Origin of the sequence: Novosphingobium sp. PhB57 (assembly GCF_004342985.1) — a bacterium.
Lineage (GTDB): Bacteria > Pseudomonadota > Alphaproteobacteria > Sphingomonadales > Sphingomonadaceae > Novosphingobium.
In genome coordinates this window covers 447553-470905 of the sequence record NZ_SMBO01000005.1, presented here as the reverse complement: position 1 = coordinate 470905, position 23353 = coordinate 447553, and the positions used below count along the sequence as shown (strand labels likewise).

The 23353-nt window shown below is 67.1% G+C and carries 10 protein-coding genes; 7 read left to right on the top strand and 3 right to left on the bottom strand.

Annotation, left to right across the window (positions count from 1 at the left end; translation table 11 throughout):
• Positions 1 to 164: 164 nt before the first annotated feature.
• Positions 165 to 1307, bottom strand: a complete 1143-nt coding sequence (locus EDF58_RS17325; protein WP_132267790.1) for a hypothetical protein — start codon at positions 1305 to 1307, stop codon at positions 165 to 167.
• A gap of 266 nt (positions 1308 to 1573) precedes the next feature.
• On the opposite strand from EDF58_RS17325, the gene EDF58_RS17320 reads away from it, so the two are divergent.
• From EDF58_RS17320 to EDF58_RS17305, 4 genes are all read left to right on the top strand, one after another.
• Positions 1574 to 2842: a tyrosine-type recombinase/integrase gene (locus EDF58_RS17320; protein ID WP_165921464.1), complete on the top strand. Its 1269-nt coding sequence runs from the start codon at positions 1574 to 1576 to the stop codon at positions 2840 to 2842.
• Between the two features lie 366 nt (positions 2843 to 3208).
• The gene (locus EDF58_RS17315; protein WP_165921463.1) at positions 3209 to 13813 is read left to right on the top strand and encodes a YDG domain-containing protein; all 10605 of its coding nucleotides are present in this window, start codon (positions 3209 to 3211) and stop codon (positions 13811 to 13813) included.
• Positions 13813 to 15588 (top strand): ShlB/FhaC/HecB family hemolysin secretion/activation protein, encoded by a 1776-nt coding sequence (locus EDF58_RS17310; RefSeq protein WP_165921462.1) that lies wholly within the window; start codon positions 13813 to 13815, stop codon positions 15586 to 15588. Before EDF58_RS17315 ends, EDF58_RS17310 begins: the two co-directional genes overlap by 1 nt.
• Before the next feature lie 99 nt (positions 15589 to 15687).
• Positions 15688 to 16938 carry a BamA/TamA family outer membrane protein gene (locus EDF58_RS17305; RefSeq protein WP_132267783.1) on the top strand — a complete coding sequence of 417 codons (1251 nt, stop codon included), beginning with the start codon at positions 15688 to 15690 and terminating at the stop codon, positions 16936 to 16938.
• 166 nt (positions 16939 to 17104) lie between these two features.
• Here the strand turns inward: EDF58_RS17305 and EDF58_RS17300 are convergent, their stop codons facing one another.
• On the bottom strand, positions 17105 to 19426 hold the full coding sequence (locus EDF58_RS17300; RefSeq protein WP_132267781.1) for an arylsulfatase: 2322 nt from the start codon (positions 19424 to 19426) through the stop codon (positions 17105 to 17107).
• 381 nt (positions 19427 to 19807) lie between these two features.
• On the opposite strand from EDF58_RS17300, the gene EDF58_RS17295 reads away from it, so the two are divergent.
• From EDF58_RS17295 to EDF58_RS17285, 3 genes are all read left to right on the top strand, one after another.
• On the top strand, positions 19808 to 20614 hold the full coding sequence (locus EDF58_RS17295) for a hypothetical protein (protein ID WP_132267780.1): 807 nt from the start codon (positions 19808 to 19810) through the stop codon (positions 20612 to 20614).
• Positions 20615 to 20763: 149 nt separating this feature from the next.
• Complete coding sequence (locus EDF58_RS17290; RefSeq protein ID WP_243654331.1) at positions 20764 to 21549, top strand: DUF2092 domain-containing protein; 786 nt, start codon at positions 20764 to 20766, stop codon at positions 21547 to 21549.
• Positions 21546 to 22145, top strand: a complete 600-nt coding sequence (locus EDF58_RS17285) for a hypothetical protein (protein WP_132267778.1) — start codon at positions 21546 to 21548, stop codon at positions 22143 to 22145. Before EDF58_RS17290 ends, EDF58_RS17285 begins: the two co-directional genes overlap by 4 nt.
• Positions 22146 to 22247: 102 nt before the next feature.
• On the opposite strand, the gene EDF58_RS17280 is transcribed toward EDF58_RS17285, so the two are convergent.
• On the bottom strand, positions 22248 to 23150 hold the full coding sequence (locus EDF58_RS17280) for an outer membrane beta-barrel protein (protein WP_243654330.1): 903 nt from the start codon (positions 23148 to 23150) through the stop codon (positions 22248 to 22250).
• Positions 23151 to 23353 lie beyond the last annotated feature (203 nt).

Here is a 23353-nt window from a genome sequence, read left to right as displayed (position 1 = left end):
CGAAGAGGCAAGGCGGACAACCCGGGTCATCTCTTCTGGGCTGTGACCGTTTGCCTTGCGCCGCGTCTGGATCGGCAGAGGCCGTTAAGCCGGCGCCCTCCAGACGAAAGGTGGCGATTGCAAAGAGCGCCGCCGTCGACCGAGGGCATAGTCACTCGTCGGCGTCAATCGCCGTCATCTCTGGCGGCCGTGCGCTTCAGCAGGTCCTCGATGGCGCGCATGGAGGCTTCGTAATCGTCGATGGCCTCGCGCGAGGGGGTGAACTTCTCCTGCGCCGGTGGCGGTGCGGGCGCTTCGGGTTCCCAGGGCAGGTAGGCGTGGACGCGCGCGGCGTTGCGCGAAACATGGGTCTCGATGAGGCCGGCTTCGCTCAAGGTGGTGGTGAGGACGCGCACGCCGGGGCGCGAGACGCCGATCAGGGCTTCGATCTGCGCGCCGCGCAGCGGGCCGAACCCGGCGAGATAGCCGGCCAGTTCCCGCGCGCGGCCGGAACTGCGACGGTCGTGCAAGCCTGCCGAGATGCGCGCGCCGTCGCGTTCGGCTTCGGTCAGCCAGCGATCGATCCGCGAAAAGGCGCCGTGCAGGGCGGCTATCGCCTCCTGGGCAACATCGGGGTCATCGCCATCGGGAAGTCCCGCGGGTAGCACCACGAGGCCCGGTAGAGGCAGCGCGGCAGGGAGCCCGTGACGCGGCGAGAGGTAGCGCCCGGCGAGGATGTCCAACGCCCAGCCTGCATGGCCGGTAGGGCGCTGTTCCATGGCCATGCCGCGAACCAGAGCGAGGCTGGGCATCTGGCGGGCGAAGTGCGGCGAGCGGGCCGCGGCAGCGAACAGGCGGGCGGCCGCATGAAAGGGGAGGGCGTCCTCCGGGCCGTCGATGGCGGCGATCAGCGCGTGCGCCGCCTGGACCGCGGTATGGGCGTCCTCGTGCTCGGTTCCGAGGTGGACGTCGCTGGGGGCGAGGAAGGCCCGCAGAAGGGCTTCGGCGGCCAGGGCGAGGGGAGGCCAGGGATTGTGCCGGAATTCGGTTAGAATGGCTTGGCAGAGGGCCTTGGGAGGGCGTAAACTGGCGGGCGAGCCCTCCGAAAGCGTGTCCAGCCCGGCAAACCAGGTGAAGAAACGGCTTTCGGTGAATTCGTGGCCTTCCTGTCGAAGCGCGGTCAGGAGGCTTTCGCGGATCGACCGGGCGGCCAGAACCGGCAGGGCGGCGTCACTGGCCCGCGAAATGCCGATCTGGGTGCGGCCCAGGAGCAGGGCGCAGAGCGTGATCGGGGCGGGTTCCAGGGGGTGTGATGGATCCGGCTGCATAAAACGCCCTTGAAACAACGGACTGCACCAAGTGAAACTTAAATCAAGTTAGCTTTGCACCTGCTGGTGTCAAGATTTGCTTCACTATCGATAATCGAAACGTGGTATAGTCAAGGTGCGGAAGGCAGGCGCGATCCTCGGGCGCGCAGCGGTCGGACGCGCCGTTAACTGCGGTAAGGAAGCGGCGCTCGATGCCGCTCGCGACCTTGCCGATAGTCTCGCTGGCGGCGGAATTCCGCCCTTTTTTGGGGACACCTAGAAGGAGTGTGGGTGCCATTACAGCGGACGGGCGAGGTGAGCGGGTTGTAGCGATGGAAGAGGGCGGGCTGAACTCGGGCGCTCGCCCGATGGAGGAGCATGACTTGCATCAGGCCGGCAAAGGCGATCGCGCCGCCATTCGTGCCGCTGGAATGTCGGCGGCGGGCAGTGGGGAGAACGATCCGATCGTCACCGTCCATGCGGCGGGAAAGCAGTCTCTGCCCCAGCGCCGGGCTGGTGGCGCCATCGATCGCAATGCTCAGCTCCTGGCGCTTGTCGGCAGTCTGTTGGCATCGGACCACGCCCTGGATGCTGCGGCTTTCCGCGCTGCCATCGCTCCCCGGGCCGCGGCGAGCGTGAAGGCGCTGGCGAGCGATCTTGACGATTACGCCACCTTTTGCCGGGAACGGCGCCTGACCGGGCTTCCGGCCAGCGAGGCGCGTCTGGTGCGTTATATCGAGGACTGCGAAGCACGGGGGCTCAAGCCCGCCACGGCAGCGCGGCGGTTGGCCTCGCTGGGGGCGGTTCACGAGATGCTGGGATGCGCCAATCCCGCGCTGGCCGACAGGGTGCGCGGTACCTTGCTGGCGATGAAAGGGCGCGCCAAGGCCGGACAACGGCAGTTGGCCGCGCTCCGTTCCGGCGACGGCGGCGAGGGGGCGGCGCAGGACAGGGCGATCACGCTGGCGGTGCTCTTGGCGGCCTGCGAGGCCGATCCGCCGGGCTTGAGGGATGCAGCGCTGCTGTCTCTGGCCAGCGATTGCGGGCTGCGGGTTTCCCAACTCGTCGCCTTGACCCTGAGCGATCTTACGCTGGAGGCGGAGGAATTGCGGATTCCGCCCCGGAAAAGCAGTGAGACGGTGCGCGTGGTTCCACTGCCGGGCGATACCTTGCGGCGGCTCCGTGCCTGGATCGCGGCAGCGGATCTGCGCGAGGGCCCGCTGTTTCGCCGGGTGGCGGTGCGGCGGGTCAAGGCGCGCAGCGGCGCCGATGCCGTGCCGCTGCGCAAGCTGGCGTGGAACCACCGGCAGGGCGAGGGCCGTCTTGGCGCCCGCACGGCGCGGCCCGCGCGCGTCGATTATGCCATCGGCGAGCAGGCGCTGACGGCAGCGGCGGTGCGCGCGATCGTCAAGGGGAGGGCCCGCCGCGCGGCGGAGCGGGGGCTGGTGGCATTGGACGGTGCCGCACTGGAAGCGGCGATAGCGCGCCTGAGCGGCGGATCGATGCGGCTCGGCTTTCGCGAGGACCGCTCGGCCGAAGTGGAGCAGACGCGATGAGCGATCCTGCGTCCTGAAGCTTGAACCCTGCGTTACTTCGCCGCGTGTTGGAAGGCTCCAACCGGGCTGGCGATGATCCCGAGGATACCGGGCTGGCGAAACTCGGACGCCGCCATGGGCGCGATCCGCGAATTCGCGTCATCCACTCCGCTGTTCCGCAGCCCGTCATCCCCGCCGAGAGGCGGTGTGGCGCGCGGAAGAGGCCATTTCCAGCGGTTACAGGCACGGTGAATTGATCCGCTTCTCCGACATTTACCCCAACCAATAGGGGGAATCCCCGATGTCCTGCGGGGCGGGCGGATCGTACCAAGCGAGTCGGGTGGGCAGCGAGGTTTTATGCACCGATCTGCACGCATTCGTTCGAACATGCTCCGGACCACGTCGCTGGGGCGGCTCCCCGCGGCAGGGCTTCGGCCTGTCCTGGGGCCCGTCCTGCGGCCCATGCTCCTGCCGCTGCTGGCTCCGGCGCTGCTGCTCTCCGCACCGGCCCTGGCCGAGGCGCCGGGGCTGCCGACGGGCGGGGTGTTCACGGGCGGATCGGGCACAATCTCCGTCGCCGGCGCGACGATGACGATCACTCAGGGCTCCAACCGGGCGGTGATCGACTGGGGCGACTTTTCCATCGGCACCGACCGCAAGGTCCGCATCGACAATGCCGCGGGCGCCACGCTCAACCGGGTGATGGGCGGGCAACTCTCGCGCATAGACGGCACACTTTCGGCCAGCGGCTCGGTCTACCTGATGAACCCGGCCGGGATGATCGTGGGACCGGGCGGCAAAGTGCTGACGGGCGGCAGTTTCGTCGGCTCCACGCGGGCGATCGATCCGGCGGCCTTCATGGCGGGCGGATCGCTGCGCGCGCGCGGGACTTCGGCCGGGGGGATCGAGAACCAGGGCACCATTACCGCGGGCGTCGGTCAGGACGGGGGCGAGGGCAGCGTGGTCCTCATCGCCCGCTCGGTGACCAACAGCGGCCTTATTACCGCGGCGAACGGGCGCGTGACGCTGGCTGCGGCCGACGACGTGCTGCTGGCGACCACCGATGGCAAGGCGGACGGGATTTACGTCTCCTACGCAGCCGGGACCGGCACGGGCGGCGACGTGACCCAGACCGGCCGGATCGAGGCGGCTGCGGCCGCGCTCAAGGCGGCGAACGGCAATGTCTTCGCGCTGGCGGGCAACCGCGAGGGCCTGGTCCAGGCCACCGGCACGGCCACGATCGACGGCGAGCTGTGGCTGACAGCGCCTTCAGGCACGGTGGTGGTGGACGGAACGCTGGCGGCCAGGGCGGCCGACGGCAGCGGCGGCACGATCAGCGTCAATGGACAGCAGGTGCAGATCGCGGCGGGCGCGCTTATCGACGCCTCGGGAACGCGCGGCGGCGAAGTGCTGGTGGGCACGGCCGCCTTCGCGAGTGGGAAGGATATCGCCCAGGTCACCCGGATCGAAAGCGGCGCGGAGATCCGCGCAGACGGCACCGAAGGCGGGGGCGCGGGCGGGGGCAGGGTGGAGACATCCGGGCGCGCATTCACGCTTGGCGCGGCGACGATCCTGGCGGGTCGCGGCGGGCAATGGCTGCTCGATCCCGACGACATCGTGATCGATACGGCGGCGGCGACCACGATCGTCACCTCGCTCAATGCCGGAAGCGACGTCACGCAGCAGACGACGGCGGGCGGCACCGGGGGCAGCGGCAACATCACCGTGGCCGCTCCGGTGATCTGGACCGGCACGGGCGGCCTGACGCTCGACGCGCTCAATGACATCGCGGTCGACCAGCCCATTTCCGGCGGCGGCTCGGTCACGCTCACCGCCGGCAATGCGCTTGGCGTCAACGCAGCCGTCACCGCCACTGCCGTGACGGCCAGCGCGGCCGGAGCCACCACCCTTTCGGCCGCAGGGCAGCTTGCCGCGACAACCGGGAACGTGACGCTGACCACGGGCAGCTTCATCAACCAGGCCGGTGCGGGCGCGCTTTCGGCGGGTGGGAACTGGCTTGTCTATTCGGGCGACCCGGCCGCCGACAGCACGGGCGGCCTGATACCGGACTTCTATCAATATGCCGCGCCCGCCGGCACGGCTCCGGCAGCAGGCGGCAATGGGCTGCTTTATGCCGCCGCGCCGAGCGTGAGCTTCACGCTGGGGCCGGTAGTGAAGGATTACGACGGCACCACCACTGCCTTCCTCGATGATGGCAACGTCACCGTCACCGGCCTCATCAATAGCGACGACTGGACGCTGGACGGCACATATGCGGACAAGAACGCCGCCACCGGCATTGCCGTTACCGCCACCAATTTCGAAGCGACCCACGGCGGCATTCCCGTCTTCGGCTATGCCGTGGCAACGCCCAGCGTCACGGCCGCAACGGGCACGATCAACCGCATGGCGCTGACCGCGGCGATCATCGGCAATCCCACCAAGACCTACAACGCCACGACGGCGGTTTCTCTCACTTCGGCCAATTTCCAGCTGACCGGGGTGGCGGCCGGAGAGTCCATCGCCGTCGGCGCCGCCGCCACGGCGGCCTACGATGCGCCCGATGCCGGTGCGCGCACCGTGAATGCCACCTTCGCGGCGCCCAACTTCACCGCCGGGGTAGGGACCAGCCTGTCGAACTACATCCTGCCCACCATCGGCACCGGCGCGGGGCAGATCGACCCGGCCTCGCTGATCGTCAGCGGCATCGTGGCGGACGACAAGGTCTACGACAGCACCACGGCGGCCGTGCTGAACACCGGCTCCGCCACGATCTTCGGCGTGGTGGGCAGCGATGACGTGACGCTGGACTTCTCCGGTTCGAGCGGGGTCTTTGCGAGCAAGAACGTGGGCAATGCGATCGCAGTGACGGCCACCGGCGTCGTGCTGAGCGGCGCGGACGCGGGGAACTACGTGGTGGCGCAGCCGAGCGGGCTGGCTGCCAACATCACTCGCGCCGCGCTGGTGGTGTCCGGGCTCACCGCCAACGACAAAGTCTACGACGGCACGCTGTTCGGCAGCGTCAACACGGGCGGCCTCCAGGTTTCCGGCCTCTTCGCGGGGGACGACATCATCCCCGTCGCCGGTCCGGGCGCGCAGATCACTTTCGCCACCAAGAACGTCGGCACGGGCATTCCGGTGACGATCGACGGCCTCAGCCTGAGCGGGGCCGATGCGGGCAATTACGACCTCAGCTTCTCGTCCACGCTAAGCGCCGCGATCACGCCGCGTCCGCTGTCGGTAACCGGCAGCGGCATGCCGACCAAGGTTTACGACGGGTCGACCTCTGCCATCGTGACATCCTCGCAAGTGGCGCTGGGCAATCTCGTTTCCGGCGAATCCATCACGCTGAATCAGGCCTCCGCGCTGGACTATGCCTCTAAGAACGTCGGCATCTGGGACATCGCCGTCTCGCTCAGTCCGTCGGACTACGTGGCAGGGCCGAATACCCTGCTGTCGAACTACAGCCTCCCCACGGTGGGTGCGATCCAGGGCGAGATCACTCCCGCGCCCTTGAACATCACCATCATCGGCAATCCCACCAAGACCTACGACGGCAATGCCAATGCCTCTCTGGGGCCATCGAACTTCCAGGTGGACGGCTGGGTCACCGGGGAAGGCGGGACAGTCACGCAGAGCCAGGGCACCTATTCCTCGTCCAACGCGGGGATCTGGACGGTTTCGGCCAATCTCGACGCCAGCAATTTCACCACCGATCCCGGCACATTACTGTCGAACTACATCATCCCTTCGCCGGTTACCGGCCTTGGCACCATCGTGCGGCGCAACCTTGGCCCGGGCGTGATCGTCGTCGACATCACCGGCAATCCCACCAAGGTCTACGACGGCAATACCATCGCCACGCTGACCCCCGCCGACTACACGCTGAGCGGCTTCATCGCCGGCGAAGGGGCCACGATCACCCAGACGGTGGGCGAATATGGCAGTGCCAATGCCGGGCCGCAGGCGGTGACCGTGCAGCTTGCGCCGACCGACTTCGATCCCTTCGCCAACACCAACCTCGCCAACTATACCCTGCCCACCGAGGCCACCGGCATCGGCACGATCCTGCGTGCGCCGCTGACGGCCAGCGTGATCGGCAACCCCACGCGCGTCTACAACGGCACCACGCGGATCGGGCTTACCTCCGGCAACTTCGCGATTTCCGGCCTCGTCAGCGGGGAGAGCATTTCCGTGCTGTCCCGCGTGGGCAATTATGACAGCCGCAACGCCGGTGCGCGCTCGATCCTGGTTGCACTGGCTTCGGCATCGGAGTTCGTGGCCGGGCCGAACACGCTGCTGACCAACTATGCCCTGCCCACCGAGGCGGTGGGCCCCGGCACGATCACGCCCGCGCCGCTGAACGTGCTGGGCATCAGCGCCCAGAACAAGGTCTATGACCAGACGACGCTGGCGCAGCTGGCCGGCACGGCGACGCTCTACGGGCTGGTTACCGGCGATGACGTCACGCTGGACCCATCGGCCTCCACCGGCACGTTCGCCACGGCCAATGTCGGCAACGGCATCGCGGTGACGGCCTCGGGCTACACGGTGGCCGGGGCGGACGTGGGCAATTACACCCTGTTCCAGCCCAGCGGCCTGGTGGCCAATATCACCCCGCGCGGGCTGACCATTGCCAACCTCACCGCGCTCGACAAGTTCTACGACGGCACCACCGCCGCCACGCTCTCGGGCGCGGCGACGCTCTCGGGCGTGTTGGCGGGGGACGACGTGGCGCTGGACGGCGGCAGTTCCTCGGCGGCCTTCCTCCAGTCCAACGTCGGCACGGACTTGCGCGTCAACGTGGGCGGATACGGCATCTCGGGCGCGCAGGCGGGGAATTACACGCTTTCGCAGCCTTCGGGGCTGACGGCGGACATCAATCCGCTGGCGCTGACCGGGAGCATCGTCGGCAATCCGACCAAGACTTACGACGGCACCACCCAGGTCTCGCTGACCGCCGCCAACTATGCGCTTTCGGGCTTCATCACCGGAGAGGGCGGCACGATCGCGCAGTCCGCGGGGGCCGCTTACGACAGTGCCAACGCGGGCGCCCGCACCGTCACCGCCACGCTGGTGGTGTCGGACTTCAGGGCCAATGCCGGTACGCTGCTGTCCAACTATGTCCTGCCCACCAGCATTTCCGGCCCCGGCACGATCACCCAGGCGGCGCTGAGCGCGATCATCATCGGCAATCCCACCAAGGTCTACGACGCCACCACGGCCGCCACGCTGACCACCGCCAATTACAGCCTCAGCGGCTTCGTGGCGGGCGAGAGCGCGGACGTGACGCAGGCTCTGGGCTCTTACGACAGCAAGAACGTCGGCGCGCGGGTGGTCACGGCCACGCTGGGCGCGGGCGACTTCACCGCCGGGGCAGGCACCCAGCTTGCCAACTACATCCTGCCGGTTTCCGCCTCCGGTGCGGGGACGATCACGCCGGCCAGCCTGCAGGTGGTGGGCATTTCCGCGCTGGACAAAGTCTATGACGGCACCACGCTGGCCGGGCTGGACAGTTCGCTGGGCTCGCTGACGGGCATTCTCGGCAGCGATGTCGTGACGCTGGTTTCCAGCGGGGCAAGCGGGCAGTTCGCCACCAAGAACGTGGGCGTCGACATTCCGGTCACGGCCACCGGCTACACCGCCGCCGGGACCGATGCGGCGAACTACATCGTGCTGCAACCTGTGGGCCTTGCGGCGGACATCACCGAAGCGACGATCCAGCTTGCCTCCGTCACGCGGGTCTACGATGCCACGACCGGCCTTCCCACCGTGGGCAGCGCCTACACGCTTTCGGGTGTCATCGCGGGAGACACGGTGAGCGTCGATGCCGCCGGCATCTCGGGCAATTACGATACCAAGAACGTGGGCACCGGCAAGCTGGTGACGCTGTCCGGCCTAGCCATCACCGGCACCGATGCGCTGAACTACACGATCGCATCCAGCGTGACCAATGCCGCCATCGGCACGATCACGCCCGCAACCCTCAACGTGATCGGCGCGACCGCGCTGGACAAGACGTACAACCAGAGCGCGCTCGCCGCGCTGAACAACAGCGGCACCGGCCTCAGCGGCGTGCTCGGCAGCGACGTGGTCGTGCTGGACACCGCCGCCAGCACCGGCACTTTCGTGGACGGCGCGGGCAATCCCACCGCCAACGCCGGCTTCTGGAACGTGACGACCAGCGGCTACACGGTTTCCGGGGCCGATGCGGGCAATTACAACCTGGTGCAGGCCCAGGGCCTCACCGCCCGGATCAACCCGCTCCAGATCATCCTGGCTTCGGTGACCAAGGTCTATGACGGCACCACGGCGCTGCCCTCTGCCTCCACCGGCTACAGCTTCACCGGGGTCCTGACCGGCGACACCGTCAATGCCGACACCTCGGGCGTCTCGGGCCAATATAATGCCGGTGCCAATGTCGGCTCGGGCATGTCGGTGACGGTCCGCAATCTCGCCCTGTCGGGCGCCAGCGCGGGCAATTATGTCGTCAGCAACGATGTGACCGGCCCCATCGGCACGATCACGCAGGCCCAGCTGACGGCGGCGATCATCGGCAATCCCACCAAGACTTATGACGGCAACAGCTTGGCCAGCCTGACTTCTGCGAACTACCAGATCAACGGCTTCGTCACCGGCGAAGGCGCCAGCGTCACGCAGACCACCGGCGCCTACGACAGCGCCAATGCCGGCGCACGCACGGTCACCGCCGTGCTCGGCAGCGGGGACTTCTCGGCCACCGGCGCCACGCTGCTGTCCAACTACGTCCTGCCTGTCTCCGCCAGCGGCGCGGGCACGATCGACCAGCGTGTACTGACGATCAGCGGGGTAGTGGCGAACGACAAGGTCTACGACGGCACCACCGCCGCCACGCTGAACAGCACGAATGCCGCGCTGGTCAATGTCGTCAGCGGAGACACCGTCTCGCTGGTCTCCACGGGGGCGGCGGGCACGTTCGACAGCCGCAATGTCGGCACCGACATTCCGGTGACCGCCTTCGGCTATGCTCTCGCCGATGACTTCGGAAACTACGTGCTGGTGCAGCCCACCGGGCTCTCGGCGGACATCACCCAGGCACTGATCCAGCTGGTCGGGGTGACCAAGACCTATGACGGCAACGTGACGCTGCCGACGCTGTCTTCCGCCTATACCCTGACCGGCGTGGTCTCGGGCGATGACGTGACCGTCAATACGGCCGGGATCACCGGCGAATATGCCGACAGGAACGTGGCGAGCGGCATCAATGTCTCGCTGATGGGGCTGGGGCTCGCAGGCGGCGACGCTGCCAACTACAGCATTTCCGGCACGGTCCTGGCCCAGCCCATCGGCACGATCACCCCGGCCACACTGAACGTCTCGATCATCGGCAATCCCACCAAGACTTATGACGGCACGACCGCCGCGACGCTGGCTGCGGGCAATTACCAGATCACCGGCTTCGTCACCGGAGAGGGCGCGACGATCAACCAGACCCAGGGCGCCTATGCCAGCGCCAATGCCGGGATCAACACGATTACCGCTGCGCTGCTCGCCGGCAATTACGACGCCAACAGCGGGACGCTGCTCTCCAACTACGTGCTGGCGACAAGCGCGAGCGGCGACGGCACGATCAACCCGGCCTTGCTGGGCATCTCGATCGTCGGCAATCCCACCAAGACGTACGACGGTACCATTGCCGCCATCCTGGGCACGGCCAACTACCAGCTCACCGGCTTCATGGGCAGCGAAAGCGCTACGGTAACGCAGGCATCGGGGCGGTACGACAGCGCCAATGCCGGCGCGCGCACCGTCACCGCAGACCTCGCCAACAGTGACTTCGTCGCTGGTTCGGGCACGCTCCTCTCCAACTACATCCTGCCGACCACCGCGAGCGGGGCGGGCACCATCAACCAGGCCGTGCTCTCGGCGGCGATCGTCGGCAATCCCACCAAGACCTATGACGGCAACACGGTGGCGGCCCTCACCGGTGCCAATTACCAGCTCACCGGGTTCGTCACCGGCGAAGGCGCCAGCGTCACGCAGGCCATCGGCGCTTACGACAGCGCCAATGCCGGCGCACGCACCGTCACCGCCGTGCTGGGCAGCGGGGACTTCACGGCCAATTCCGGCACCCTGCTTTCAAACTATGTCCTGCCGCTCGGCGCCAGCGGCGCGGGCATCATCGGGCAGGCCACGCTTTCCGCAGTGATCGTCGGCAATCCCACCAAGACGTACGACGGCACCACCCTGGCCACGCTGGCCTCCGGCAACTACCAGCTGACCGGCTTCGTCTCGGGTGAAAGCGCCAGCATCACGCAGGCGCTGGGCGCCTATGGCAGCGCCAATGCGGGCACCCGGCTGGTCACCGCCCTGCTCGGCAGCGGGGACTTTGTCGCCGGGGCCGGCACGGACCTTGCCAACTACGTCCTGCCGGTGGAGGCCGCCGGCCTCGGCACCATCGACCGCGCCGTGCTTTCCGCCGCCATCGTCGGCACGCCCACCAAAGTCTATGACGGCAACGCCGCCGCCCGGCTGACCAGCGGCAACTACGCACTCACCGGCTTCGTCACCGGAGAGAGCGCCAGCGTGACGCGCAGCATCGGTGTCTACGACAGCCCCAACGCCGGTGCGCGCACCGTCACCGCCAGCCTGGTGGCGGGAGACTTCGTTGCCGGCGCCGGTACACTGCTGGACAACTACGTCCTGCCGGTCAGCGCTACGGGCGCGGGGCTGATAGGGAAGGCCACGCTGGCGGCTTCCATCGTCGGCATTCCGGTCAAGACCTATGACGGCACGACGCTGATCACGCTGGTTCCGGGCAATTACCAGATGACGGGCTTCGCCGTGGGCGAGGGCGCCGTCGTGACGCAGGCCAGCGGCACGTTCGCCGCGCCCGATGCCGGGTTCCGCCAGATCACCGCCACGCTCGGCGCGGGGGACTTCGCGCCCCAGTCGAACACTTTGCTCGACAACTACATCCTGCCCACCCAGGCCACCGGCATCGGCTTGATCGAACGGGCCGTGCTGACCGCCACCATCCTCGGCAATCCCACCAAGGTCTACGACGCGACCACGGCTGCCAGCCTGACGAGCGCCAACTATGCGCTCACCGGCTTCATCGCCGGGCAGGGCGCCACGGTGACCGAGACGGTCGGCACTTACGACAGCGCCAATGCCGGCGCGCGCACCGTCACCGCCGCGCTCGGCAGCGCCGACTTCGTGGCGAACAGCGGCACGTCCTTGCTGAACTACGTGCTGCCCGCCAGCGCCAGCGGCGCGGGCACGATCACGCAGGCCGCCCTGGCCGCCGTGATCCTCGGCAATCCCACCAAGACCTACGACGGTTCCACGGCGGCCCTGCTCACGCCGGGCAACTTCCTGCTCACCGGCTTCATCGGCAGCGAAAGCGCCACGGTCACCGCGACTTCGGGCACATACGCCGATGCCAATGCCGGCATCCACCTGGTGACGGCGATGCTGGGCAGCGGGGACTTCGCGGCAGGGGCGGGCACGGTTCTTTCGAACTACCTGCTGCCGACCACGGCAGCGGGGCTGGGCACTATCGAGCGGGCGGTGCTCTCGGCCGCCATCGTCGGCAATCCCACCAAGCCCTACGATGGCACCAATGCCGCCACACTGACCGGGGCAAACTATGCCCTGGCCGGTTTCGCACCGGGAGAGGGCGCCGCGGTGACGCAGACCGTGGGCACTTATGCAGGCGTGAACGCGGGCCTCTGGACCGTGACCGCCGGTCTGGGCACGGCAGACTTCACCGCCCAGTCCGGTACGCTGCTGTCCAACTACATCCTGCCGACCAGCGCCAGCGGGCCGGGCACGATCGCGCGGGCCGTGCTGACGGCCGCGATCATCGGCAATCCCACCCGCACTTACGACGGCACCACCGGCATCGGCCTCACGCCCGGCAACTACCTGCTCACCGGCTTCGTCGGCAGCGACGGGGCCAGCGTAAACCAGGCGCAGGGCCGCTACGACAGTGCCAATGCCGGGGCGCGGATCGTGACCGCGCTGCTTTCCGAAACCGACTTCACCGCCCAGTCCGGCACGCTGCTGTCCAACTATGCCCTGCCGACCAGCGCCAGCGGCGCGGGCACTATCGAACGCGCGGTGCTGACCGCCGCCATCGTCGGCAACCCCAGCCGCGCCTACGACGGCACCACGGTCGCCCGCCTGACGAGCGCCAACTATGCCCTCACCGGCTTCATCGCGGGCGAGGGCGCCAGCGTCACGCAGGGCCAGGGGCTCTACGACGGTCCCAATGCCGGGCCGCACACCGTCACCGCCGCGCTGGCACAGGGTGATTTCAGCCCGAACAGCGGCACCCTGCTGGCGAACTACGTCCTGCCGACCCTGGCCTCGGGCACGGGCACCATCTCCCGCGCGGACCTGACGGTGGCGATCACCGGCAACCCCACCAAGGCCTGGGACGGCACCACCGATGCCCAGCTCGTGCCCAGCTATTACACGATCACCGGCTTCGCGGCCGGGGAAGGGGCGACGATCACCCAGGCTTCCGGCACTTATGCGGAGGCTTCGCCCGGCCGCCACCAGGTGACCGCGCTGCTCTCCCCGTCGGATTACCTGGCCGATAGCGGTACGCTGCTGTCGAACTACAACCTGCCGGACAGCGCCGAAGGGCCGGGCACGATCCGCCCGCCCTTCAACTGCACCTCGCTCGCATCCTGCCTGCCCGAACCGCCCGACCTGGCCCGCTTCGCGGCGGGAGCGTTCCCGCGCTTCTACGTGGTCTATCCCAGCGTCTTCCCGCGCTACCAGGCCCATACCCAGGCCTTCGCGGCGATGCCCAGCATCCTCGATCCGGGCGGCGTGGTCCTGACGGCGGACGGCTGGCTGGTGGCCAAGCGCAGCACGGTGCTCAATTCCAGCGAGCAGATCCTGGCGCGCGGCGGCGGCAGCATGGAAGTGCGTATCCGCTACGAAGCGCCGCCTGCGGCGATAGAACTGGGCGAACCGGGCGGCATGGGGGGACAATGATGCGATCCACGATATTGCGAAGCCGGTCCGCGCGGGCCGTGACGGCGCCTGCCGCCCTTCTGGCCGGGGTGGCCGTGCTGACCGGGGCCGCCCTGCTGCCCGGCCCGGCCGCGGCGCAGGACTTCGAGCGGCGCCTGCCCAAGGCCCCGCCGCTCCCCGCCACGCCCGAAGTGCCCGTGCGGCCCGAAACCCCGCCGCCTCCTGCGGACGCCACGCCGATCCTGCCGCTGCTGCGCGGGCTGGTCTTCGTCGATGGACCGGGCGCGCTGCAGCCTGCCGGGATCGCCCCGGAGGGTGCGGAAAGCGGCATTTCCGTGCGCGGCCTGCCGCTGCTTGCCGGTCCGGCCTTCGATGCGGCGGTGCGCCCCTACCTCGGCCGACCGCTGACCCGCGCCGATCTCGACGCCGTGGTCCGCATCGTCCAGGATACCTACCGCGCCACCGAGCATCCTTTCGTGGACGTCAGCGTGCCGCCGCAGAACGTGCAGAGCGGCGTGGTGCAGGTGGTCGTCACCGAATACCGCGTCGGCGCCATCGAAGTGACCGGCAACCGGCATTTCTCCACCCGGTTGATCCGCGGCATGAGCGACCTCGATCCCGGGGAAGTGCTCACCCTGCCGCGCCTGCGCGAGGCGCTGGACGATTACAACCAGAACTCCTTCCTCACCGTGGACGGGGTGCTGCGGCCCGGACGGGGCACCGGCACGACCGACCTGGTGCTGGAAGCGCATGACCGGCTGCCGCTGCGCGTCTATGGCGGCTATGACAACCAGGGCGTCGCCACGCTCGGCAGGGACGAATGGTTCGTCGGTTTCAACTGGGGCAACGTGCTGGGCACCGGGCAGATCCTGTCCTACCAGTTCACCCGCAGCTTCGAAGGCCGCTATACCTCGCATTCGGCCAGCGACGTCATTCCGCTCTCGCCGAACGACAAGCTGCTGGTGTTCGGCGCCTATGCCACCCAGAAGCCGAAGATCGCCGACCTGTTCGACAGCAAGGGCCATTCCGGGCAGGTCAGCGCCCGCTTCGTCCACGACCTGCCGCGCAGCGGCGCGCTCAGGAGCAGCATGCAGCTGGGCATCGACTACAAGCGGGCGGACAATAACCTGGAGTTCCTGGGCTTCCGCGTGCTCGATACGGCGGTGGAGGTTTTCCAGTTCCCGGTGGTCTTCACCGGCACCGTGGACGACCGGCTGGGGCAGACGGTGATCGAGAACCAGATGGTGTTCTCGCCCGGCGGGGTGACCCGCTACAACCACGATGCCGATCTCCAGCAACTGGTGCCTTATGCCAAGGCGACTTACGCTTATGACCGCATTTCCGTTACCCGCACCACCTGGCTGCCCTACCGCATGAGCTGGGTGCTGCGCGGCATGGCGCAGTTCGCCACCAGCAACCTGCCCTATAGCGAGCAACTGGCGGCAGGCGGCCTCGGCAGCGTGCGCGGCTACGATCCCAATACGGCGCTGGGCAGCGAGGGCTTCCTGCTCAAGACCGAACTCAATGCGCCGGCCTTCTCGGTGATTTCCGGCAGCGGTTCGCTGACCGACCAGATGCAGCTTGGCCTCTTCGTCGATTACGGCAAGGTCTGGCAGCAGCGCCGTCTGCCGGATTCGCCCAAGAATGCCGAACTGGTGAGCGTAGGCGGCAAAGTCCACTACACGCTCGGCCGCTACCTCGACCTGGAAGTGGACCTGGGCCACCAGCTGCAGAAGGCGCCCTTCGCGCGGGACCGCGATACCCGGCTGGCAGTGATGGCCACCGTGGGGTTCTAACTTCAGGCGGGTTTCTACAGGCTTCTACCGATGGCCGGCGGCAGTGGTTCTGCCGATGATCCTGCAGGATTTTATGGTCCGACAGGGAGTCATGCGCCGATGAGACTGAGCCCCCGCGCGTTCTCGATCGCCGCCCTGGCGGCCCTTGCCTTGCCCGCGCCCGGCGCCCTGGCGCAGGAGGCGGGCGATCCCGCTCCAGCGCCTCCAGCGCCCGTCTCCGCGCCGCCTGCGCCTTCCGCCGATCCCGTCGGTCCCCCCGACCCTTCGCAAGCACCGCCGGTGAAGAAGGAATCGAAGTTTCACCGCAACTTCTTCGACGAGACCGACGGCAAGCTCGATTTCTCCAACTTCCTGGCAAAGGGCGGGTTCTTCCCGATGCCGGTCATCATCACCGAGCCGGCGGTGGACGGCGGCTTCGGCGTGGTCGCGCAGTTCATCACCGTGAACAAGGACGATCCCAAGCGCACCACGCGCCGGATGCTGGGGGCGGTGAAGACCGGCAACGGCTCCTATGGCTACGGCTATTTCCAGTCCGGGTCGGCTTTCGATGACAGGGTCAGCTACAAGTTCGGCGTGGGGCGCGGCAAAGTGACGCTGAAGGCCTATCCGGACATCCTGCCGTCCGGCCTCGAATATACCAACAAGTACGATTACGGCGCGCTCGCCTCGGTGCGGCTGCACCTGGCGGATTCGCGCTTCTCGCTCGGCCCGCTGTTCGATTTTCGCAAGCTGCACTCGCGCATAGACCTCGACATCGAGGATCTGCCCGAGCGCTTCTCCGACTTCGAGCGCAAGCTCAAGACCGGCGCGCTCGGGTTTGGGGTCCACTTCGACAGCCGCGACAATGCCATGACCCCCACCGAGGGCCTGAACATCTACGCCGAAGGCAAGTTCAACGACGGCGCTTTCGGCAGCGACCGGAACTTCCAGATCTACGACGTGCACGGCTATGGCTTCCACAAGCTCTCGCCCGAATGGCGGTTGGGGGCGAAAGTGGAAGTCGATGCGATCCGGGGGCACTATCCGGTCTACTTCGCGTCCTCGATCAACTTGCGGGGCATCGAGGCGCGGCGCTACCAGGGCGAGACGGCCGTGAGCACGGAGCTGGAAATAACCCGCCAGATCAGCCCCCGCTGGGCGCTGCTGGGCTTTGCGGGGCTGGGCTTCACCGATGCGGGCGGGGCGCGGATCTTCGACGATTCCGGCGCAAAGATCGCCGGCGGGGGCGGCTTCCGCTATCGTATCGCCCGAAAGCTGGGTCTCGATGCCGGTATCGACGTGGCCTATGGTCCCTCGGGCGCGGTGTTCTACCTCCAGTTCGGCCATGCCTGGGCATTCAACCTGGATTGACCGGGGCCGGCTCGGCTTCCTGTTCGGGTAGCGATTCGCGCCGAATGCGGCCGCGAGCCCTTCGGACAGTCTCGCTCCAGTCGCAGCACGCCGGATGGCGGGCCCAAAAAAATGGATGGGAGCGCAAGGCTCCCATCCATCCTTCGATCCGATCGATCGCGAAGGGTCAGTCGACCGCCATCGCTGCCGCGGCGAGCTTTTCCAGATCGATGTATTGTTCCTTTTCAACGGATACACCGACGCCGTAGATCCTGCCGTTCTTGAATTCGCCCGGCGAGCTGTATTCCTCGCTGACCGCGTCGCCACTGTCGCGTCCGACGCAGAGTCCGTCCCCGGAGAGCGTGAACTTGCCGAGCTGGGTCTTCATGTCGCCCGAGTCCACGGCCTGCTCGTTGACGTAGAGCGTGGTCTTGCCCAGCGACTCTCCGTTCTCGCCCGCCTTCTCGCGGATGAACTCCATGCCCAGCGAATACTTGCCGGGGGTGAGCTTGTCCGAGACGAACTTCTGCTCGGGCTTGATGCCCAGGAAGTTGTAGACGTAGTGCAGCTTGCCATCCTTGATGAACAGCGAGTGCCCGCCAAAGCGTGAGCCATGGGCGAAGATCACGCCTTCGGTGCTGTCGGTCACTTCGACATCGGCGATGATCTTGTAGTTGCGCCCACGCACGTTCACGGCAACGCCTTCCGGAACCGGCGAAGTGCCGGGGTAGTAGACGTAGCGTTCACGCGGCGCTTCGGTGGAGGGGCGTTCGATGCCGAGCACTTCGGCCGCGCTGCGGTCGTCGAGCGGGAGCACGTTGTTGGCCTCTGCTTCCTCGAACCAGGCCTTGATCAGGGCTTGCAGCTTTTCGGGATGCTCCTTGGCAAGGTCGACCGATTCCGAGCGGTCCTCATCGACATTGTAGAGTTCCCAGTCGTCCTTGTCGAAGTGGCCCTTGCCGGTCAGCGGAGCATGGATGGCCGCAGCCTTCCAGCCATCTTCCCAGATACCGCGGGTGCCGAGCATGGCATAGTACTGGCGCTTCTTGCGCGTCGCACCATCGGCCTCGAAGCTGTACGTCATCGAGACGCCGGAAAGCGGGTGCTGCTTCACGCCGCGATAGGTTTCGGGCATCTCGATGCCGATGCATTCGAGCAGCGTAGGCACCAGGTCCACCGCGTGGTGGTACTGGTTGCGCACTTCGCCCTTGGCCCTGATGCCCTTCGGCCAGGAGATGATCATCGGGCAGGCGGTACCGCCGGCATATTCCGAATAGCGCTTGAACATCTTGTACGGCGCCGAGAAAGCCGCCGCCCAGCCGGTGGGATAGTGGTTGTAGGTTTCCGGTCCGCCCAGCACGTCGAGATACTTGAGGTTCTCTTCGATCGAGTCGGGATAGTTGTTGAAGAACTTGTTCTCGTTGACCGAACCGTTGGGACCGCCTTCGCCCGATGCGCCGTTGTCTGCGCAGTAGAGGACGATGGTGTTTTCAAGCTGACCGCTCTGTTCGAGGTAGTCGATGAGGCGGCCCACCTGCACATCGGTATATTCCGACATGCCGGCATAGACTTCCGCCATGCGCGAGAAGAGCTTCTTCTCCTCTGCGCTCAGTTCCTCCCAAGGCCGGACGTAGTCGCCCGGATTGGCCTGGTCTTCGCGGACCGGGTTGAAGTCTTCCAGCTTGGTGCCGGCCGGCAGCAGGCCCTTTTCGATCATCCGGGGGACGACCCACTTGCGATAGGCGTCGTAGCCGTCGTCGAACTTGCCCTTGTACTTGTCCGCATATTCCTTGGGCGCGTGGTGCGGGGCATGGTTGGCGCCTGGGCAGAGCCAGGTGAACCAGGGCTTGGACGGATTGCTGGCCTTCTGGTCGCGGATCATCTGCATGGCCTGATCGACCAGGTCCTTCGACAAGTGATAGCCGTCCTCGGGCAGGTAGGGCTGGTCGATGAACTTGTTGTCCTCGGTCAGGTCGGGATACCAGTTGTTGGTCTCGCCGCCGAGGAAGCCGTAGTACCGGTCGAAGCCCTTCTGGAGCGGCCATTCGGACTTCGGCCCGCCGGAGCAGATGTCCTGCTCGGGCACGTTGTGGTCCTTGCCGAGCCAGAAGGTGCTATAGCCCCTGTCTTGCAGGATCTGGCCGATCGTCATGCAGTTTTCAGGCACGCGGCCGCTCCAGCCCGGGAACCCGTTGGAGGCTTCAGTGATGCAGGACATGCCGTTCAGGTGATGGTTGCGCCCCGTCAGGAAGCAGGAGCGGGTGGGCGAGCACAGCGCGGTGGTGTGCCACTGCGTGTAGGTCAGCCCGTTGTCGGCCAGCTTCTGCAAGGTGGGCATATTGATCGCGCCGCCATAGGGCTGCCACGCGGCCTGGCCGGTATCGTCGTAGAGCACGATCAGGACGTTCGGTGCCCCTTCCGGCGCCTTGGGCGGCAGGAATGGCTCCCAGTCCGCCTTCGAATCCCTGATATCGAGCTTGATGACGCCTTTGAATTCCTTCTGGGCCACAGCCAGTCTCCTTCACGTGGGGTCGCTAATCATGCCGCGCTGCCGCGCTTTGCCGGGCGGGCGCGAAACGCGCCCCGACAGGAACATGTGACGCGCCGGATCGGCAGTTCGGCGGCTCCATCGGCGCGTCACCCTTTAACGGGTACCTGATCCCCATTCCTGCGCCATCGGGACTCTCCCGAGGGAACCCCCGGCGAATCCCTGACATGGTGCGCAACCTGCTTGCAGCCTCATCACTGCCTGCGGCCTCGCGCCGCATCCCGCCTGCGGCCTCGGGAAAGTCCCCGGGCAAAGACAAGGGAATCGCCGATAGCCTGCGCCGCTTCGGTGGCGGAGCCTTCGCCGGCAGGGCCGTTGGGCCCGTCGCAGGAGAATCGCGCGATGAGAATCCCGTTATGTCTGGCCGGCGTGCTGCTGGCGGCATCGGCCTCCGGTGCCGCGCAGGCGCAGGAGCAAGACGCGGCCTCCGAAGGCCAGGCGCTGGCGGACCAGTTGGCAAACCCTGTTTCCAGCCTGATCTCGGTGCCGTTCCAGTCCAACTACGACTGCTGCTACGGTCCTAACGACGCGGATCGCTATACCCTGAACATCCAGCCGGTGATTCCGCTGGGCATCTCGCAGGACTGGAACCTGATCACCCGCACGATCGTGCCGATCATCAGCCAGGAGAGCACCGTGCGCGGCGGCAAGGGCGACACCGGCCTGGGCGATACGGTGCAGAGCTTCTTCCTTTCGCCCAAGGTGGCGAAAAACGGCGTGGTCTGGGGCGTCGGCCCGGCCATTCTCTGGCCCACCGGCAATTCCACCTTCGGTTCGGACAAGTTCGGAGCCGGGCCCACTGCGGTGCTTCTCAAGCAGGGTGGGGGGATGACTTACGGGTTTCTCGCCAATCACATCTGGTCTTTCGCGGGCAAGTCTTCCGCGCCGGGGATCAGCCAGACATTCCTTCAGCCTTTCATCACCAAGACCCTCCCCGATTCCACCAGCTTCGGCCTCAACACCGAGACGAGCTACGACTGGAAGTCGAAGGACTGGGTCGTGCCGATAAACCTTTCGGTCAGCCATGTCGTGAAGTTCGGCAAGCAGCCGGTCAGCCTGGGCGTGGGCGCGCGTTACTATGCGGAGCGGCCGCGGTTCGGCCCGGAATGGGGCGCGCGTTTCGTCATGACCCTGCTGTTCCCCGAATAGGCGGATCAATCCCGCGCGAACTCGGCATTAATCCCGATGGGGCGGCTGGCGGCGCGGGCAGATAGTCATAGCCGCCCGTCGGGCGACCTTAGAGGAGAGACTATATGGCACGTTCCGGCTCAATCGGCCCGACACGGAAGGCGGCGCTCATGGCGACCGCGATGGCATTGGCGGGGATAGGGGCGCTATGCGGGCCGGTGGCGCCTTCCGCCCGGGCGCAGGCCGCTTCCGCGGATGCCGCCTCCAGCCCCATCGACCCCGCCGCCATGCAGGCCATGGACCGCATGAGCGCCTTCCTCCTGACTCTCGGCAGCTTCCGCGTCACGGCGGACGCCACCACCGAGCAGGTTCTGGTCACCGGCCAGAAGATCCAGTTCGGCGGCAAGGTGAACATCCTGGCGAAGCGGCCCAATGCCTTCAAGATCGTCACGGATTCCGACACCCAGCTTCGCGAGATGTACTACGACGGCAAGACCTTCACGATCTTCGCCCCGCGCGTGGGTTTCTACGCGGACTTCCCGGCGGCCTCCTCGATCGGCCTGACCATCGACAAGGCCAAGCGCGACTACGGCATCGAGCTGCCCCTGGCCGACTTCTTCACCTGGGGCACCGACCAGACCCTGCGTTCGCGCGTGAAGGAGGCCATGGTCGTGCGGCCGGAGACGATCGATGACCGCAAGTGCATGCACTATGCCTTCCGCCAGGAGAAAGTGGACTGGCAGATCTGGATCGAGGACGGCGCCCGGCCGCTGCCCTGCAAGCTGGTCATCACCAACAAGGACGATCCCGCCATGCCGCAATATACCGCCGTGCTGCACTGGGACACGCAAGTGACGCCGGGCACGGCCGATCTGGCCTTCACCCCGCCGGCGAACGCACATCGTATCACCATGGCGGACGTCAATGCCGCCGCAACCAAGGGAGAAGGGCAGTGAGCCTGATCGTCTCCGCGCCTCTGGCGCTCGTGGCCGGACTCGCATTGGGGCTGGACGGGGTCTCGGCCGCGTCGCTGGCAGGGCCGGACATGCTGCCGGCATCGGCCGTGTCGGGAAGCGAGGCGCAGCTTGCGCCGGGCGGCGGCCAGCGCCGTCCCGCAGGCGGCGGTGCCCACGCGCGGCCTGCCGGTGGCGGCGGCGGAGCGCGTGCCGCCGCGCCCCGCTCCGGCGGCCGTCCGCCCGTGCGCGGCGGCGCCTCCAGCAACATCAACCACAGCGCCGATCGCAACGTGAACCGGAACGTCAATCGCAACGTGAACCGCAATGTCGATGTCAACGTCCACGGCGACTATCACGGCGGCGGCTATCACCATGACGACTGGGACGATTGGGACGATCACTGGCACCCGGTGGCGACGATGGCCGTTGCCGCCACGACCGCGGCGGTGGTGGGCTCCATCGTCCGCCGCGTGCCGCCCAGCTGCACCACGACGATCGTCAACGGCGTCAGCTACTCCCAATGCGGCAGCACCTGGTATCAGCCGCAGTATTCGGGATCGTCCGTCCAGTACGTCGTGGTCAATCCTCCGCGCTGAGGGGACCGGCGCGCCGGCGCTCGTCGGCGCGCAGGCGCTGGACGCAAGGGAAAGGCGGCGGACCGATCCGGTCCGCCGCCTTTCTCGTTGCCGGAAATGCGATCAGAACGAGGCCTGGAGCTGCACCGCCGGGCCATGGAGCTTGTAGCGCACGCGGCCGTCCCAGCGCTCCTTGTCGATCCCCAGGCGGTAGTCGACATAGCGATAGGCGACGCCCAGCTGGAGGTTCTTCGCCACCGCGTAGTTGGCGCCGACCTGGGCGTTGAGCAGGCGGCCGTCGTAATCGTCGACCTTGAGCGAAAGCCAGTCGAACCGGCCGTTCAGCTCCACCCGCGGGGCGACCTTGTACGTCACGAAGGCGCCGATCGTGGGGAGCGGTGCCAGCACGTTGCGGCGGCGGACTTCGCTCTGGCCGGTCACACCGCCCACGGTGCCCACGCCGCTGAGCGACATCTCGAACCGGGTGACGTGCGCGCCGATCGCGGCGCCCAGTTCCACCGTGGAGTTCTGCACGAAGGCATAGCCCACGGTGAGGCGGTAGATCTCGCTGTCGAAGCCGCTGCGCACCTGGGCAGTGGCGGGATAGACGACGCCGTCGAACGAGATGTCGCGCGCCAAGCCGATCTGGCCATTGCGGTTGAGCTTGTAGAAGTCTGCACCCACGACCACCCGGCCGAAGCGTGCGCCGGCCGTGAAGGAGGGCAGGATCTCGTCCTTGTCGAGCGCCAGGTCCTTTTCGAAATCGATGTCCGTGCCGATGTCCGCCTGGGTCTTGGTGGCCACGCGCACGTCGGTATCGACTTTGGGGAAGAACGCCATGGCGCTGACCCAGTACTTGTTGTCCAGCGTCTGGGCCGAGGCGGGGGCGTGGAGCCCCAGGGCGGCGCAGGCCGATGCCAGCAGGGCGATCCGCCGTCTGTTGCGGGCGGTCCGCATCCGCTCAGGCGCGCTTTCTCCGGAACCTCGGCGGAGTGTCGGAACCACGTCGGAAATCTGGGCTTCCATGGTCTGCTCCTGTCAGAGGCGGCCTGGTATCGATGGCAGGCGGCCCAAGGTGAATGAGGTCTTCGAAAAGGCGGGGAGAACCCGCGTGACGGGCTCTCAATTCGTGGTTTTCCCGAAGGATATGCCTGCAAGGATATGGGCGCCGCCGAGTCCCGCGTATCCGGGCCAATCCCGAGGCAGGCATCAGGGAAACCCCTACTCCT

Bases quoted from the DNA above. Each gene is read 5' to 3' on its own strand.
- EDF58_RS17290 (WP_243654331.1), top strand. From the start codon at position 20,764: ATGGCGACCGCGATGGCATTGGCGGGGATAGGGGCGCTATGCGGGCCG.
- EDF58_RS17280 (WP_243654330.1), bottom strand. From the start codon at position 23,150: ATGGAAGCCCAGATTTCCGACGTGGTTCCGACACTCCGCCGAGGTTCC.
- EDF58_RS17305 (WP_132267783.1), top strand. From the start codon at position 15,688: ATGAGACTGAGCCCCCGCGCGTTCTCGATCGCCGCCCTGGCGGCCCTT.
- EDF58_RS17325 (WP_132267790.1), bottom strand. From the start codon at position 1,307: ATGCAGCCGGATCCATCACACCCCCTGGAACCCGCCCCGATCACGCTC.
- EDF58_RS17310 (WP_165921462.1), top strand. From the start codon at position 13,813: ATGCGATCCACGATATTGCGAAGCCGGTCCGCGCGGGCCGTGACGGCG.
- EDF58_RS17315 (WP_165921463.1), top strand. From the start codon at position 3,209: ATGCTCCGGACCACGTCGCTGGGGCGGCTCCCCGCGGCAGGGCTTCGG.
- EDF58_RS17295 (WP_132267780.1), top strand. From the start codon at position 19,808: ATGAGAATCCCGTTATGTCTGGCCGGCGTGCTGCTGGCGGCATCGGCC.